We start from the raw sequence: 14,235 nt of genomic DNA, 5'->3' as shown, positions 1-14,235 counted from the left end.
AGTGGCCCAATTGGAACGAACAACCTGATAAGCCTCATCATGGAGGCTGAAAGCCGTAAATGAGGCCCGGTCGGTTACAGATCGGTGACCGGAGACTGCTCTCTTTCTGCTATGTTGGTTCCATTCTGCGTTGTTCAGGACAGCAGGAAACCGTCCCTTCTTGGCTATACAAGGATTCTATCGTGAATAAGACCGTCTTGATCACTGGCGCTACATCCGGCATGGGAAAGGCTACAGCGCTGCTACTGGCGGAACATGGGTATACCGTATATGCCGGCGTCAGGAATGGTCGTCAGGAGCTGATTGATGAGGCTGAAAAGCACGGCCTCAGCCTTAATACAGTAGCTCTTGATGTACAGGACACCGCCTCTATCCGGAAGGCCGTTCAGCACATCATGACAAAGGAAGGAAAGATTGATGTCTTGGTGAATAATGCGGGCTTCGGACTTCTTGCGACATTGGAAGAAGGAACCGATGAGGAGATATTCAAGCAGTTCGATGTGAATGTCTTTGGCCTTATAAAGATGACCAGAGAAGTTCTTCCGCACATGCGTGAGGCGGGAAGTGGCGTTGTTATCAATATTTCTTCCTTCCTGGGGAAGATGGGGCTTCCCTTGCTGTCGCATTACAATGCCAGCAAATATGCTGTCGAGGGTATTACCGATTCCTTGAGGTTTGAGGTTGCTCCTTTCGGCATAAGGGTGCACTCAGTTCTTGCCGGCTTGTTTGGGACCAACTTTGTGAAAAAAGGGCTTGTTGCCAACAGCACGACAACCGGTGAAAGCTCCCCCTACAAGGAATTGGTGTCTCATTTTATGCCGATTGTTGCCAAGGCCATCAATGAGGGGCCTGACCCTCTGCCGATAGCGCAGGCCGTGAAGAATATCATCGAGAATGACGATAGTGATATTGCTGTTGAGGTTGGCAAGGAGGCAGAGCAGTTCGTGCCAATGCGCAAGCGCATGGATGACAAGTCGTTCGAAGCGAAGGTAAAGGAAACCTTTGGTTTATAAACAGCGTTGAGAAAACTGCCTGCTTTGCACAGAACGTTCCGGCGGCCTCGATGGCGTGACAGCGTGTTTCACGATAAAGGCTGCCATGGCCACGAGGTTCCCTGACTTTCAAGAGGTCTGCGGAAGCGATCATGAGCGATACCTATACCCTCGGCTGCCCACACTGCCTGACGATCAATCGCGTCAGTCAAGCGCGGCTGGACGACATGCCACGTTGCGGCAAGTGCCGTAAACCCCTGTTCACCGGTGAGCCGCTGGCACTGACCGCGGCCAACTACCCGGCCTTGGTGGAGCGCAGCACCCTGCCGGTGGTGGTGGATTTCTGGGCGAGTTGGTGCGGGCCCTGTAAGGCGATGGCGCCGATCTTCGCCGAGGCGGCTCAAGCGCTGGAACCGCGCTTGCGTTTCGCCAAGCTGGATACCGAAGCCGAACAGGCGCTGGCCGGTCGCTTCGCAATTCGCAGCATTCCCACCTTGGTCGTGTTCCGGGGCGGCCAGGAAGTGGCGCGCCAGGCGGGCCTGATGTCGGGGCCCCAGCTTCGGCAGTGGCTACAGCCGCATCGGGGATAGGCAGGGGTAGAGAGGGGGAAAGACACGCCCTATGCGTCAAGTTTAGATTGGTGCAGGTTTGACCTGGAGTACGAATTGGCTCGCGCGCCGTGATCGGTGCTGGGAGCGTCGTGACGAGGGATATCCCCGAGGCCGTGTTCGCTGCCGGCAACCCCTGCCGGGTGATACGCAGTATATCCGACAATGACCCTCTCGCGTTGGGCAGGAGAGATGCCGCGTGAAAGCCGGTCTCGGCGTCCAGTTGCTCGAAAGGACCAGGATTCTCAAACGCTGACCAACCTCGCTCGGCTCGTCCCGTTGCCTAGCGGCTCGACCTGGATCTGCACCGGGATGCGCTCGTGCATCTCCTGCACGTGAGAGATTACCCCCACGCGACGACCAAGGGCCTGCAGGCCGTCCAGAGCTTCCATGGCCAGCGCCAGCGACTGGGGGTCGAGGCTGCCGAAGCCCTCGTCGATAAACAGCGACTCGATCACCAGTTCGCCCGATGCCATCGACGCCAGCCCCAAGGCGAGGGCGAGCGAAACCAGGAAGGTCTCGCCGCCGGAGAGGGAGTGTACCGAGCGGCACTCGTCGCCCATGTCGTGATCCACCACCAGCAGCCCCAGGGGGCTGCCGCCGCGCGCCAACCGGTAGCGACGGCTGAGGCCGGCGAGATGGGCATTGGCGTGTTCCAGCAGTTGTTCCAGATTATAGGCTTGGGCGATGCGCCGGAACGTCTTGCCGTCGGCGGAGCCGATCAGCTCGCTGATCTGGCCCCAGCGGCGGTGCTCGGTGCGGGCGGCTTCCAACTCGGCCTGGCCCTCCTGCTGGCGCGTGCGCCGACGGTCGTCGTCGTGCAGGGCATGCAGCGCCTCGTCACGGTGTCGCTGGGCCGCGTCGAGCTGCGGTGTGAGCGCCTCGCGTTCGCTTACCAAGGCGTCTCGGCGCCGCTGGATCTCGCTCTCCACGGCATCGCCCAGCAGCGTTTCGTCACTCACCTCGTCCTCGACCAGTTCCTGGCCCCGACGGTGCGCGAGCAGCGCCTGGCAGCGCTCGGCGAGGGTGGCGTCGGCCTGCTGGCGTACCCGCTCGGCCTCACTCACCGCCTGCTCCTGGCGTCGGGCCTCGTTCTCGGGCTGGGCCAATAACCGCTTGAGGGTGGCGTCATCCAATTCGGGGTGGGCACGTCGCCAGTCGGCCAGTTCGCGGTCCAGAGTGGCGCGTTCCTTACCGAGTACGATGAGCCGTTCGCTCACGTACTGCGCTTGCTGGGCGAGTCGTTGCTGTTCCTTCTGGGACTCATGGAACCCGGCCAATGCCGCGTCGCAGGCCTGGCGGGCGTTGGCCTGACGAACGTCGAGATGGCGCTGCCAGGCGTCCGGCGAGGCGTGCTCACCGAGCAGGGCGGCGAGCCCGCGGGCGCGTTCGCCACGCTGCTCGCGCAGGAGCGGAAGCCGCTCATCGAGACCGGCGAGCGCCTTGTCGAGCTCGTCGCGCCGGGTCTCGAGCCGAGTGAGCGCCAGCCTGCCGTCCTGCAGCGCCTTTTCCAGCGGGGCCAGTTCCGCCTCGGCCCTGGCCAGTTCGTCCAGCATGCTTTGGGAATGCTGGCGCGCCGTGTCGCTCTCTCGCTGTTGAGTCGTCAGCCAGGCGTCGCGTTCTGCGGCATCGATGGGGGCGAATTCGGCATGGAGTGGATGGTCGGCCAGCGACTGGCGAGCTGCGGCCAGTTGCCCCTCGACGTTCTGCAGGTCGCGGTGGTGCTGTTTCAAGGCTGCCTCGACGGCGCGATAGTCGCCCAGTAGTTCGTCGCGTTGGCGCTGGGCCTGGTCCCGCTCGCTCTCCGCCTCGGCCAGTTGGCGCGTCTCCTCGGCCTGTTGGGCAGCGAGCTGGGTGGCCTCGGGGGTGGCCGGCGGTCGGTGGCGCCAGGGATGGTCGAGGCCGCCGCACACGGGGCAGGTCTCGCCGTCTATCAGGCCTTCCCGCAGCGTTGCCACGCTCTCGCTGCGCACGGCGCGCTGGCGTTGGATGACGTCATGCACGCAGCGATAATGGCGCTCCCGGTCGTCCAATCGCTGCCGGACGGCTTTGCCCTGCTCGTATAGCTGCGCCTTGCGTCGTTCGTCATTCTTCAGGCGCTTGGCCAGCGTCCGGTGGGTCTCCTCAACGCGGCAGACTTCCCGCCAGCGGTTCTTCAGCTCACTCAGCGCTAGGCTATGCCGGGCAGCCCGATCATGCTGGAACTGCGCCGCCTGGCGGGCGTCGTCCAGCCGTTCGTGATCGCCCATCAGCCGGCGGAGGGTGATGTACCACGCCTCGCGCTGCTTGCTATACCGTTGCTGTTCGTCGTCGACTTGGCGGCGCTCTCTGGCGAGTTGACTCGCCTGCTGCCGGCATTCTTGCTGCGTGGTCTCGCGCTCCGCCAACTGCTTTTCCAGGGTGGCGAGCACCTGGGCTTCGTTCCGTGCCTCGCGCAGGGCGGGCTCGGCCTGGCGACGGGCCGTCTCGGCCTCGATCAGCGTCTGCTCGGCTCGCGAATGATTCTGATGGGCTAGCCGGTGCTGGCCTTCGGCGGCCTTCAGCGCTTCTTGCGTCTGGCCGTGGGTAGTCTCGAGGTTGGCGAGCTCGCCGGGTAGTTCGGCCTGGCGGGTCAGGCGGTGTCGCTGGGGGGCGAACAGGCGACGCCACTCGCGGTCGGCGCGGTCGGGCGCCAGGGCCTGCCAACGCATCTCTGCTTCCCGCTGCTGTCGACACCCCTCGGCATGGTTGCGCCGAAGCTTTGCGTTGGTGTCGTGCCAGCGCTGCTGCGTTTCCAGTCGCGTGGCCTGTTGCTGGACGGCCTTGAGGTCACGCTCGGCAGCCTCGGCGGTGCGTTCCAGTTCGACGCGGACCTCGGGCTCGGCGGGCAGGTCGTCGGCAAGTCGGCCCTCGAGCCTGTCGACCGTTTTCCTGGCCTCGCTGGCACGGCGGTAGGCGGCCATGGAAATCTGCGAGTATTCGGCGGTGCCGGTGAGGCGCTCCAGCAGGTCGCTGCGCTCGTTGTCGTCGGCCTGCAGGAAGGCGGCGAACTCACTCTGGGCCAGCAGGACGGCGCGGGTGAACTGGTCGAAGGTGAGTCCCAGGCGCTTTGTCAGCAGGCGATCGAACTCGCGTTTCTGAGTGGTCAGCAGGCGGTCATCGTCAAGGTCGCGCAGCGATTGCTCCGCGGCCTGCAGGCGGCCGTTGGCCTTGTGGCGAGCGCGGCGCACGGCCCAGCGAGCACGGTAGCGGCGCCCATCGCGGCCCAGGAAATCCACTTCGGCGTGGCCCGTGGCGGTGCCGCGGCGCAGCAGGGTGCGCGGGTCGCTGGTGGTCAGCGTAGAGTCCGGCGTGTCGTCGACCTGACTGTCGCGGGCCGGCGCCTGGCGCAGCCGCGGCGTATTGCCGTAGAGCGCCAGGCACAGCGCATCGAGCAGAGTACTCTTGCCGGCACCGGTGGGGCCGGTGATGGCGAACAGCCCGGCGTCGCACAGCGGCGCGGCGGTGAAGTCGAGCTCGAGCGGGCCGGGCAGCGAGGCCAGATTCTCCAGGCGCAGGGCGAGAATCCTCATGGGCGGGCCTCACCGGTGTCGGTGTCTTGGTCATCCAGCACGTCCTGGCGTAGCCGGTCGAAGTCAGCCAGCACCGCCGCGTCGGCGGGCTCGTTCCAGCGCTGCTGCCAGGTAAGCTCGAACAGCCGGCGCGGGCCCAGCGTCTCCAGCTCGACCCGCGTTGGGGCTTCCTCGCCCTCGGCCCGGGGCAGGCGACGCTCCAGGCGTAGCAGGCGCAGCGCCTTGCCCTTGAGTGCCGCGTCCACCCGGGCGCGCAGATCGGGGATCGGGGCCTCGAGCGCGACACAGACCTCAAGCCACGGCCAACGCTCTCTTGGAAGCTCCCGCCCCCGAGCTTTTGAAAGCTCCCGCCCCCGAGCTTGGGGTAACTCAGGATCGCTCTCCAGAGCTTCGAGTTCGGTAAGCACCTTTTCCAGCGAAGCGGGGCCGATGCGGTGCATGGCCACCGGACGCGGCACGGGGATCGTGTCCACCGTGGCCAGCACGTCGCCATCGAGCGTGACGTCCAGCACCTGATGGGGATAGGCCACCTCGCTGAAGTCCAGCGGCAAGGGGCTGCCGCTGTAGCGAATGCGCGCCTCGCCGACCTGCTGGGCACGATGCAGATGACCCATCGCCACGTAGGCGATCTCGGACGGGAAGAGGGCGGCAGAGATCGATTCCTCGCCGCCGATCACAATGGGGCGCTCGCTGGCCTCGGAGACGGTGGCGCCGTGCAGATGGGCGTGGCTCATGGCCACCAGCGCCTGGCCGGGCCGGCGCCGGGCGCGGGCAGCGTCGATGAGCTGCTCATGGACGCGGCTGATGCCATTAACGTAGTCGCTACCTGCCTCTCCGAAGGGGGCCGCGACGGCGTTGCCGGTGACCTCGGCGGGTCGCAGGAAGGGCAGCGCGAGACACCAGGCGCGGGTCTCGCCGTCACTGGCGGTGAGCGGCACCAGCAGACGCTCGGCGTCGAGCCGGCCATCGTCCAGCCAGCTTACCCGGCCCAGGGCGTGGGTGCGCAGGCGGCGCATCAGCGGTGCCGGAAGCTCGATGCGGTTGCCGCTGTCGTGGTTGCCGGCGATCATCACGATATCGAGCCGGGGCAGGCGCTCATGGGCGCTGACGATGAAGTCGTAGAGCAGCGCCTGCGCTTGCAGCGAGGGATTGACCACGTCGAAGACGTCGCCGGCCACCAGCAGCGCATCGGCCCGGCGCTGCTCCAGGGTGTCGAGCAGCCAGGCGAGAAAGGCGCGGTGTTCGGTGTGACGTTCCTGGCCGTGGAAACTCTGGCCCAGGTGCCAGTCGGCGGTGTGGATCAATCTCAGCATTAGTTCCCCGGTGTACCGTCACGCGAAAAATCGTAGTCTAACCCGAGCGATGCCGACGAATCAGGGAGCCATGATGTCGATTACCCCCTTGCACGAATGGAATCTTGCACCGGCGGAGGCCATTGCCCTCCAGAAACAACTCGCCGTCAGGCTCGAACGCGAAGATCGTCTCGATCCGGTTGCCCGGATCGCCGGGGTGGATATCGGCTTCGAGGAGGGCGGGGACATCACCCGCGCGGCCGTGGTCGTGCTGACCTGGCCAGAGCTGACGCTGGTCGAGCAGGTGGTCCATCGCGAGCCGACCCGCATGCCCTACGTGCCGGGGCTGCTGTCGTTTCGCGAGATACCTGCAGCACTGGCCGCCTTCGACAGGCTCGCCGTCCGCCCCGAACTGGTGATGGTCGATGGCCATGGTATCGCCCATCCGCGTCGCCTGGGAGTCGCGGCACACCTCGGGCTGTGGCTCGACCTACCGACGATCGGCGTGGCGAAATCGCGCCTCTGCGGCCGTTACGGCGAACTGGGCGAAGCGCGCGGCGACTGGACGCCCTTGCTCGATCGCGGCGAGACCATCGGGGCGGTGCTGCGCTCGCGGGTCGGCGTCAAACCCTTGTTCATTTCGCCGGGCCACCGGCTGTGTCTCGACACGGCGCTGGGCTGGGTGGTGGCTTGCCTCGGGCGGACCAAGTTGCCGGAGCCGACTAGGTTGGCCGATCGGCTGGCCTCCCGGCGCGGCACGATGCCGGAGACATCATCGCTGGGGTTAGATGATATCCAGTGAGGTCTTGCGGGTGGGTGCGGGAAAGGCCGCGTCGAGACGCTTCAGGGCGTCATCATCGAGTTTGATGCCGAGCGCTTCGGCATTCTGTGTCACGTGCGCGCTCTGCACCGCCTTGGGGATGGCGATCACGTCACGACGGGCGTCGCCATGCCGGTCATCGATCGGCCGAATCGCCCAGGCCAGCAAGAGCTGAGGGGGAGTAATGCCCAGGTCATTGGCGACTCCGCGCACCGTGGGGTGGGTGAGCAGTTCGCGGCGCAGGGCGCCAGCCTGGGCCAGCGGGCAATAGGCCATGGTGGGCATGGCGCGCTCACGCTGCCAGGGCAGCAAAGAGTGTTCGATGCCTCGCGAGCCCAGGTGATAGAGCACCTGATTGACCGCGCACTGGTCGCCGCCAGGAGTAGCCTCGAGGGTTTCCATCTCATCGACATCGAAGTTGGAGACGCCGAAGCGGCGGATCTTGCCGCTCTCGCGCAGCCGCTCGAAGGCGTCCAGCGTTTCCTCTAGAGGGATATCGCCGGGCCAGTGCAGCAGGTAGAGATCCAGATGGTCGGTTTTGAGCCGCGAGAGGCTGCGCTCACAGGCGGCGATGGCACTGTCGCGCCCGGCGTTCCAGGGATAGACCTTGGACACCACGAAGGCCTCGTCGCGGCGGCCGGCAATTGCCTCGCCCACGACCTCCTCAGCGCCGCCGTCGCCGTACATCTCGGCGGTGTCGATTAGCGTCAGGCCAAGCTCGAGACCCTGTTGCAGCGCGCGCACCTCATCGCGGCGCGGCGCTAGCCCCTCGCCCATGTACCAGGTGCCCTGGCCGATGGCGGGCAGTTCGATGGAGGGTTCGTGGGCGGTGGCCGCAAGGCTGACGTGCGGGGAACGTGACGTCATGAGGCGTCTCCTGAGTGACGGTCTGTCGATGGACGATCTGTTGGATGAAAGGCAGGCCTTCAGGCTGGGACACCAGAGGCGGCTTTGCAATCGGCGCGCAGCCGGCGGACCATATGGCATCTTCCCTTGCCTGCCGAGCCTGACCATGACTACCTCCGCCCCCCTCGCGTCGACCCGTGCCTGGATCGAGACCTTCGTGGTCGCTCACGACATCTGCCCCTTCGCCGGCCGTGAAGTGGCGCGGGACACGATCCGCTACGTCGAGGCCCCGGCCGGCGACTGGGAGGCCGTGTTGCTTCGGTTGATACAGGAGTGCCAACGGCTCGACGACGAGCCGGGCATCGAGACCACCCTGTTGGTGCTCACGAGCGGCGTGGAGGATTTCGACGACTACCTCGATCTGCTGGCCATTGCCGAGGCGTTGATGGTCGAGCAGGGCTACGAGGGGGTGTATCAGCTGGCAAGCTTTCATCCCGATTATTGTTTCGAGGACGCCGAGCCCGAGGATCCTGCCAATTTCACCAATCGTTCGCCCTGGCCGATGCTGCACCTGTTGCGCGAGGCGAGCGTGGAGCAGGCAGTGGCCCACCATGCCGATGCCGAGGCGATTCCCGAGCGTAATATTGCCGAGATGCGCCGAGTCGGGCACGCTCAGCTGTCGCGCCGTCTGGCGGATCTGCAAGCGCAGAATGCCGACGAGGCCTGAGCCAGGCCAGCATTTCAACAATTCAATTAGTCAATTATTTGATAAGGAACTCGCATGCAACAGGTCACCCGTGCCGGCACGCCCGTGGATGTCGAGGGCAGTTTCCCCGCTGTTGGGCAGGCGGCGCCACCGCTCACGCTGACCAATACCGACCTCACCGACGTCACACTGGTGAACTGGGCCGGCAAACGTAAGGTACTCAATATCCTCCCGAGCGTCGATACGCCGACCTGCGCGATGTCCACGCGTCGCTTCAACGAGTTGGCGTCCCGCTTGGCGAATACGGTGGTACTGGTGGTATCGGCGGACCTGCCCTTCGCCGCCAAGCGCTTCTGTGGTGCCGAAGGGCTGGATGAGGTCGAGACGCTCTCGACCTTTCGCCATCCCGCCTTCCACAAGGATTGGGGCGTGGCCCTTTGCAGCGGCCCGATGTCGGGCCTGTGCGCGCGGGCGGTGGTGGTGCTCGACGAACAGGATCGGGTGATCCATAGTCAGTTGGTCGAGGAGATCAAGGAGCAGCCGGACTACGACGCGGCGCTGAGCGCACTGAGCTGACCTATTGAGCGCACTGAGCTGACCTATGAGTCGAGCGAATGTTCATCGCTGATCGCCCGCCGGGTTGATTACCCGGCCTTGTGCATCCATATCAGGGAATGGCTTGATGCCATCCATCATTTATCGGGAGACGTTTCATGAGCATCACCAAGACAGCCTCCGCTCGCTGGCAGGGCGGTTTGAAGAACGGCAAGGGAACGATATCTACCGAAAGCGGCGTGCTGAAAGAAGTGCCGTACGGGTTCAAGCAGCGCTTCGAAGGTCAGGCAGGCTCCAACCCCGAGGAGCTGATCGGCGCCGCCCATGCCAGCTGTTTCTCGATGGCACTGTCGCTGATATTGGGTGAAGCCGATATGGAGGCCGAAAGCATCGACACCAAGGCCACGGTGACCCTCGAGCAGGATGACGATGGCTTCAGCATTCCGGCCATTCATCTCGAGACCCGGGTACGCATGCCTGGCGCCGACCAGACCGCCTTCGAGGAGGCCGCCGAGAAAGCCAAGGCGGGCTGCCCGGTATCCAAGCTCTTGAATGCCAAGATCACGCTAGATGCCACCCTCGATAATTGATACGAGGCCCACCTGAATGATCGTAACGGCCACCTTCGGGTGGCCGTTTTCTCGGTGCATATTAAAAATTATGCGCTTGACGATATTCAGGGCCGGTCGGCGGCCTCGATCAAGGCGCGGATCAAGCGCTGCTGGGGCCGGTTGAAGATCAGCCATTCGGGGTGCCATTGCACGCCGATCAGAAAGGTATGGTCGCGCGACTCGATGCCCTGCACCAGGCCGTTGCGATCGCGGGCGACGATCTCGATGCCGCGCCCGGCTTGCTGAACGGCCTGATGGTGCAGACTGTTGATGCGACACCAGGTGACGCGGAGGATGCGGTGAAGCTGGCTGTCGCCGACGATGTCCACGGTCTTGCGTGGCAGCACGGTGCGCCGCTGCTTGAGGCCTTCGTGGGTGGTGTAGATATCCGGGTCGAGGGTGCCGCCAAGGTGTACATTGATCAGCTGCGCACCGCGGCAGATACCCAGTACCGGCGCGCCCTGGGGAATGAAACGCTCCAGTAGGGTCAGCTCCAGTTCGTCGCGCTGAGGATCGAGACGAACATCCAGTTGGACCTCACCCCCATACAGATGCGCCTGGATGTCATCGCCACCGCCGATGATCAGGCCGTCAAGATGCTCCGGGATAGGGCGTGAAGGCGACAGGCGCACCGGTCGGCCTCCGTGTCGCCATACCGCGAACCAGTCGAAGAGCCAGGCAATCTGGCTCTTGGTGTCGGAGGTAGTAATACCGATCAGGGGACGGATGTCTTGACTCACGAGCCCCCCATCCAGTCGCGCAGTTTTTCCATCCAGCGGGTCACCGGCGAGCGCGTGTGTCGAGCCAGGTAAGCGGCCGAACGCTCGGTAAGCGCTACCTTGTCGGCTGCCAGACGCTCGACTTCGACCCAGCGGTTCCATTCCACGGCCGAGCCCCAGCCTGGTTCCGAAAGGCGCGCATCGGGCAGCCGATAGTGGAAGGTCGGCCGTGGCTTGACCAGCTTGTGGTGGAACAGCGGATGGGGGTAGTCGGGTCGCAGATAGGCAAAGAGCGGGAACATGTCCAGTTCACGATTACGCGACGGGTTATGCTCCAGATAATCGCCGATCAAGGTATCCACGTCAGGAGCATAGCTGGGGTCGAGAATCTTCAGGGCGTAAGGCTTGGGAAAGGGGTTGGCGTGGGGCAGCACCTCGCGTGTGATATCGATATCGATCTGTTCGCGAAGCCACTGGGCGCTGAGCAGGTAGGCGCGCAGATGATCCAGAATGCTCGCCACTTCCAGGCTTGGCACCTCAGGATTGAGGTGCAGGCCGAAGCCATACAGCAGGCTATCATTGGTGCCCTTGGCGCCATGGCCGCGCAGGGCGCCGAAGAGCGCATCGAGTTCATGAAGCTCATCCCAGCGGACCGGCGGGCAGACGATTTCAGTGGGCACCAGGCCAGTGACGACATCACCGATCAGCTCGCGGGTGCGGGTATGGAAATCGACACGCACTTGATGACGATGACGCTCCAGGTCGCTGTCATCCTTGGGGCCGGCGTTGATGACGGCATCGTCGGGATGCGCGTACTGGGTATCGAGTTCGATAACGAAATCGCCCCAGCGGGTGTCCTTGACCTTCAGGCGGTGGGCACTCACCGTTATCAACTCGCCGCCAAACAGCTCCTGTACCAGCGCCGTGGTATCCCGTGGGGGCAAGCCGGCAAACTCGATCTCGACCCCGACGCGTCGGATCTCACCTGACGAATTGCGGGGTTCGGGTGGCGACAAGGGCGTCATGGCGGCATCCTGTGCACGTTATGCGGGAGTAGAAATTATATCGCAGCCTATCATAATGCCTGCCATCGTCGCCGGCGGATCGGCCCTAACGAGACGGAGAAGAGATGTTGTCCACTGCATGCCAGTCGGGCCGGAAGGCCCCACTGCGAGGCTCATGGGTACAGGCGCTGATGCCTTGTCTGTGGTGGGGATTGCTAATGCTTTGCCTGAGCTTTCCGGCCCATGCTCAGGTATCGCCACTGGGAATGGCGGGCCTGTCCAATGGAGGCAATGAAAGCCAGGACCACGATCCCGAAGCCTTCCAGAATTCTCTTCAGGAAGTGATCGCGACACTGGAGAATGCCGAGAGACGCGACGCCTTGCTGGAAAGCCTGCGCGAGCTGCAGCGTGTCCAGGGAGAAGTCGCCGAGCAGGATGGCGCGATGCCACGTCAGGGGCTGCTGGGCGCACTGGCCGAAACCTTGACCGAGATAGGCGACCAGGCGGAGGCTGGCCAGTCGCCGATCGACGACTGGCGCCGCCAACTGAATCAGGGCTGGTCGGATCTCAGTGCATTGGTGACCCGTACCGGGAATACCGAGCTGTTGCGCTTCGTCATCGAAGGCGCCGTGCTGCTGGGCATCTGGGTAGGCCTGGTGGTGATTCTGGTGGCGCTGGGGCGCCTGCTGGCGCGCCGCTACCACTGGCCGTTGGACCTGCCGCGTGAGCCGCGTGCCTGGCTGCTGGCCGTGCATTTCCTGCGCCGATTGCTGCCGTGGGCCCTGGCGTTCGGCCTGGTGCTGGGCATCTCTCCGCTGATACCGGACAGTCCCGGTCGCCTGATGGCCATGGTCGTGGCGTATATCGCGCTCTGCGGTCGAACGCTGTCGGTGGTGGTCGAAACCTTCGTCTCGGTCTTCACCCGCGGCCACCGCTACATCGCCGTGAAGATCCTGCAACAACAGGCGCTGCGCCCGCTGTTCGTCATCGGCGCACTTGTCGCTCTCGGGGATGCGTTCCAATCGGCCCGGCTCGTGGAGACGATGGGCAGTGAGCTGGCCGGCCTGATGTCGGTGCTGGCCAATATGCTGGCGGCCCTGCTCAGCGGTCGCTTCATCGTGCGGTTCAAGCGCCCAATCAAGCATCTGATCCGTAACCGGCCCTATCGGTATCGCCGCGACAAGGGCGGTTCACAGGAGATGATCCGCGTTCTGGGAGGGCTCTGGCATGTGCCTTCGCTGCTGCTGGTCGGGGGGTCGTTGGTGGCGATCTTCATCTCGGCGGGCGATGTCGGCACGGCACTGGCGCGCTCGATCATTTCCGCGTCATTACTGGTCCTCGCCCTGGTCGTCACGGGATTGATACGTCGCCAGTCCGAGCGTCGAGTCAAGCGTCGCCGACTCAGCGACTATCGCAAGCGCCTTGAACGCTTCGGCTATGCGCTGTCGCATGTGGCGACCTGGGTAGTCTTCATCGAGCTGTCGCTTCAGGTGTGGGGTGGCTCGATACTGGGGGTCGGTCAACAGGGCGTGGCCAGCGCGCGCATCGGGCAGGCACTGCTGGCGATCGGCTTCACGGTGTTGTTGGCCTGGTTGGCATGGATCTTCGCCGATACCGCCATCAATCGTGCGTTGACCAAACCGGCGCGTTCGCGGGGGCGTCGCATCAATCTGGCCCGCGCCCAGACGATTACGCCGATGCTGCGCAACGTGGTCTTCGTCACCATCATCATTATCGCCGCGATCGTTGGCCTGGCCAATCTGGGCGTCAATGTCACGCCGCTGCTGGCGGGTGCCGGTGTGATCGGCCTGGCAATCGGCTTCGGCGCCCAGACCCTGGTACAGGATTTGATCACCGGCATCTTCATCCTCATCGAGGATTCCCTGGCGGTGGACGACTTCGTCAGGATCAATGGACACATCGGTACCGTCGAGGGGCTGACGCTGCGTACCGTGCGTCTGCGCGACCTGGATGCCATCGTGCATATCATCACCTTCAGCCGCATCGAGTCCATCCATAATATGTCGCGCCAGTTCGGCATTGCGCTGATGAAGATCCGCATTCCCTACACCATGAAGATCGACGATGCGATCACTCTCATGCACGACATCGCGCTGGAGCTGCGTCAGGATCCGATGATGCGCCATCACATCTGGTCCCCCCTGGAGATGCAGGGAATCGACAGCTTCGAGGAGGGCTGTCCGATCCTGCGCATGCGCTTTCGCACGGCGCCGGAAATGCAGTGGGACGTGGCGCGCGCCTACAACCTGCTGCTCAAGCAGCGTATGGAGGCCCAGGCACTGGACCTGGGTGTCCCGCGTCTCAGTGTCAGCATGGAAGGAATGGGCGGCGATCGCTTGGATGGTAGTAGCGAAAACGATGGTAGTAGTGAATATGACGAACAGACGAGCAAGCGGGATGCCGCCGGCCGGGCGCCGGGGCGTGTCGGTGCCGCCGACCCTCACCGCCAGACCAGCGCCAGCGGCGGCTCGCCCGACCCGGCCCAGTAGTATGAGCCAGCAGCATGAACC

General features: G+C 64.2%; 12 protein-coding genes. 7 read left to right on the top strand and 5 right to left on the bottom strand.

Features of this window, described 5'->3' with window-relative positions; all coding sequences use genetic code 11:
• Positions 1-182 precede the first annotated feature (182 nt).
• Positions 183-1,013 (top strand): SDR family oxidoreductase, encoded by an 831-nt coding sequence (locus BM341_RS03520; protein ID WP_089792970.1) that lies wholly within the window; start codon positions 183-185, stop codon positions 1,011-1,013.
• 131 nt (positions 1,014-1,144) lie between these two features.
• Positions 1,145-1,582, top strand: a complete 438-nt coding sequence (trxC, locus tag BM341_RS03515; protein ID WP_089792968.1) for a thioredoxin TrxC — start codon at positions 1,145-1,147, stop codon at positions 1,580-1,582.
• Positions 1,583-1,845: 263 nt separating this feature from the next.
• Here trxC and BM341_RS03505 read toward each other — a convergent pair whose 3' ends face one another.
• On the bottom strand, positions 1,846-5,151 hold the full coding sequence (locus BM341_RS03505) for an AAA family ATPase (RefSeq protein ID WP_089792966.1): 3,306 nt from the start codon (positions 5,149-5,151) through the stop codon (positions 1,846-1,848).
• Positions 5,148-6,464 (bottom strand): exonuclease SbcCD subunit D, encoded by a 1,317-nt coding sequence (locus BM341_RS03500; RefSeq protein ID WP_217646168.1) that lies wholly within the window; start codon positions 6,462-6,464, stop codon positions 5,148-5,150. Before BM341_RS03500 ends, BM341_RS03505 begins: the two co-directional genes overlap by 4 nt.
• Before the next feature lie 70 nt (positions 6,465-6,534).
• Here BM341_RS03500 and nfi point away from each other — a divergent pair, with 70 nt between their 5' ends.
• A complete protein-coding gene (nfi, locus tag BM341_RS03495; protein WP_425431971.1) occupies positions 6,535-7,245 on the top strand; it encodes a deoxyribonuclease V in 711 nt (236 codons plus the stop codon).
• Here the strand turns inward: nfi and BM341_RS03490 are convergent.
• The gene (locus BM341_RS03490) at positions 7,228-8,130 is read right to left on the bottom strand and encodes an aldo/keto reductase (protein ID WP_089792962.1); all 903 of its coding nucleotides are present in this window, start codon (positions 8,128-8,130) and stop codon (positions 7,228-7,230) included. The genes nfi and BM341_RS03490 overlap by 18 nt on opposite strands.
• Positions 8,131-8,275: 145 nt before the next feature.
• Here BM341_RS03490 and BM341_RS03485 point away from each other — a divergent pair, with 145 nt between their 5' ends.
• From BM341_RS03485 to BM341_RS03475, 3 genes are all read left to right on the top strand, one after another.
• Positions 8,276-8,836 (top strand): DUF1415 domain-containing protein, encoded by a 561-nt coding sequence (locus BM341_RS03485; RefSeq protein ID WP_089793420.1) that lies wholly within the window; start codon positions 8,276-8,278, stop codon positions 8,834-8,836.
• 54 nt (positions 8,837-8,890) lie between these two features.
• The gene (tpx, locus tag BM341_RS03480) at positions 8,891-9,391 is read left to right on the top strand and encodes a thiol peroxidase (protein WP_089792960.1); all 501 of its coding nucleotides are present in this window, start codon (positions 8,891-8,893) and stop codon (positions 9,389-9,391) included.
• Between the two features lie 137 nt (positions 9,392-9,528).
• Complete coding sequence (locus BM341_RS03475) at positions 9,529-9,960, top strand: OsmC family protein (protein WP_089792959.1); 432 nt, start codon at positions 9,529-9,531, stop codon at positions 9,958-9,960.
• Positions 9,961-10,046: 86 nt separating this feature from the next.
• On the opposite strand, the gene BM341_RS03470 is transcribed toward BM341_RS03475, so the two are convergent.
• Positions 10,047-10,721 (bottom strand): gamma-glutamyl-gamma-aminobutyrate hydrolase family protein, encoded by a 675-nt coding sequence (locus BM341_RS03470; RefSeq protein ID WP_089792957.1) that lies wholly within the window; start codon positions 10,719-10,721, stop codon positions 10,047-10,049.
• A complete protein-coding gene (locus BM341_RS03465) occupies positions 10,718-11,725 on the bottom strand; it encodes an amidoligase family protein (protein ID WP_089792954.1) in 1,008 nt (335 codons plus the stop codon). Before BM341_RS03465 ends, BM341_RS03470 begins: the two co-directional genes overlap by 4 nt.
• 197 nt (positions 11,726-11,922) lie before the next feature.
• Here BM341_RS03465 and BM341_RS03460 point away from each other — a divergent pair, with 197 nt between their 5' ends.
• Complete coding sequence (locus tag BM341_RS03460; protein WP_425431970.1) at positions 11,923-14,214, top strand: mechanosensitive ion channel domain-containing protein; 2,292 nt, start codon at positions 11,923-11,925, stop codon at positions 14,212-14,214.
• Positions 14,215-14,235 lie beyond the last annotated feature (21 nt).

It is taken from the genome of Halomonas korlensis, assembly GCF_900116705.1.
GTDB lineage: Bacteria > Pseudomonadota > Gammaproteobacteria > Pseudomonadales > Halomonadaceae > Halomonas > Halomonas korlensis.
Note: the sequence above shows the minus strand (reverse complement) of the source record. Positions and strands in the feature narration are given on the sequence as shown.

What these genes read in the sequence shown, in the direction of transcription:
- BM341_RS03505 (WP_089792966.1), bottom strand. Translation starts at nt 5,151, where the DNA reads ATGAGGATTCTCGCCCTGCGCCTGGAGAATCTGGCCTCGCTGCCCGGC.
- BM341_RS03490 (WP_089792962.1), bottom strand. Translation starts at nt 8,130, where the DNA reads ATGACGTCACGTTCCCCGCACGTCAGCCTTGCGGCCACCGCCCACGAA.
- BM341_RS03465 (WP_089792954.1), bottom strand. Translation starts at nt 11,725, where the DNA reads ATGACGCCCTTGTCGCCACCCGAACCCCGCAATTCGTCAGGTGAGATC.
- BM341_RS03475 (WP_089792959.1), top strand. Translation starts at nt 9,529, where the DNA reads ATGAGCATCACCAAGACAGCCTCCGCTCGCTGGCAGGGCGGTTTGAAG.
- trxC (WP_089792968.1), top strand. Translation starts at nt 1,145, where the DNA reads ATGAGCGATACCTATACCCTCGGCTGCCCACACTGCCTGACGATCAAT.
- BM341_RS03500 (WP_217646168.1), bottom strand. Translation starts at nt 6,464, where the DNA reads ATGCTGAGATTGATCCACACCGCCGACTGGCACCTGGGCCAGAGTTTC.
- tpx (WP_089792960.1), top strand. Translation starts at nt 8,891, where the DNA reads ATGCAACAGGTCACCCGTGCCGGCACGCCCGTGGATGTCGAGGGCAGT.
- BM341_RS03485 (WP_089793420.1), top strand. Translation starts at nt 8,276, where the DNA reads ATGACTACCTCCGCCCCCCTCGCGTCGACCCGTGCCTGGATCGAGACC.
- nfi (WP_425431971.1), top strand. Translation starts at nt 6,535, where the DNA reads ATGATGTCGATTACCCCCTTGCACGAATGGAATCTTGCACCGGCGGAG.
- BM341_RS03460 (WP_425431970.1), top strand. Translation starts at nt 11,923, where the DNA reads ATGCTTTGCCTGAGCTTTCCGGCCCATGCTCAGGTATCGCCACTGGGA.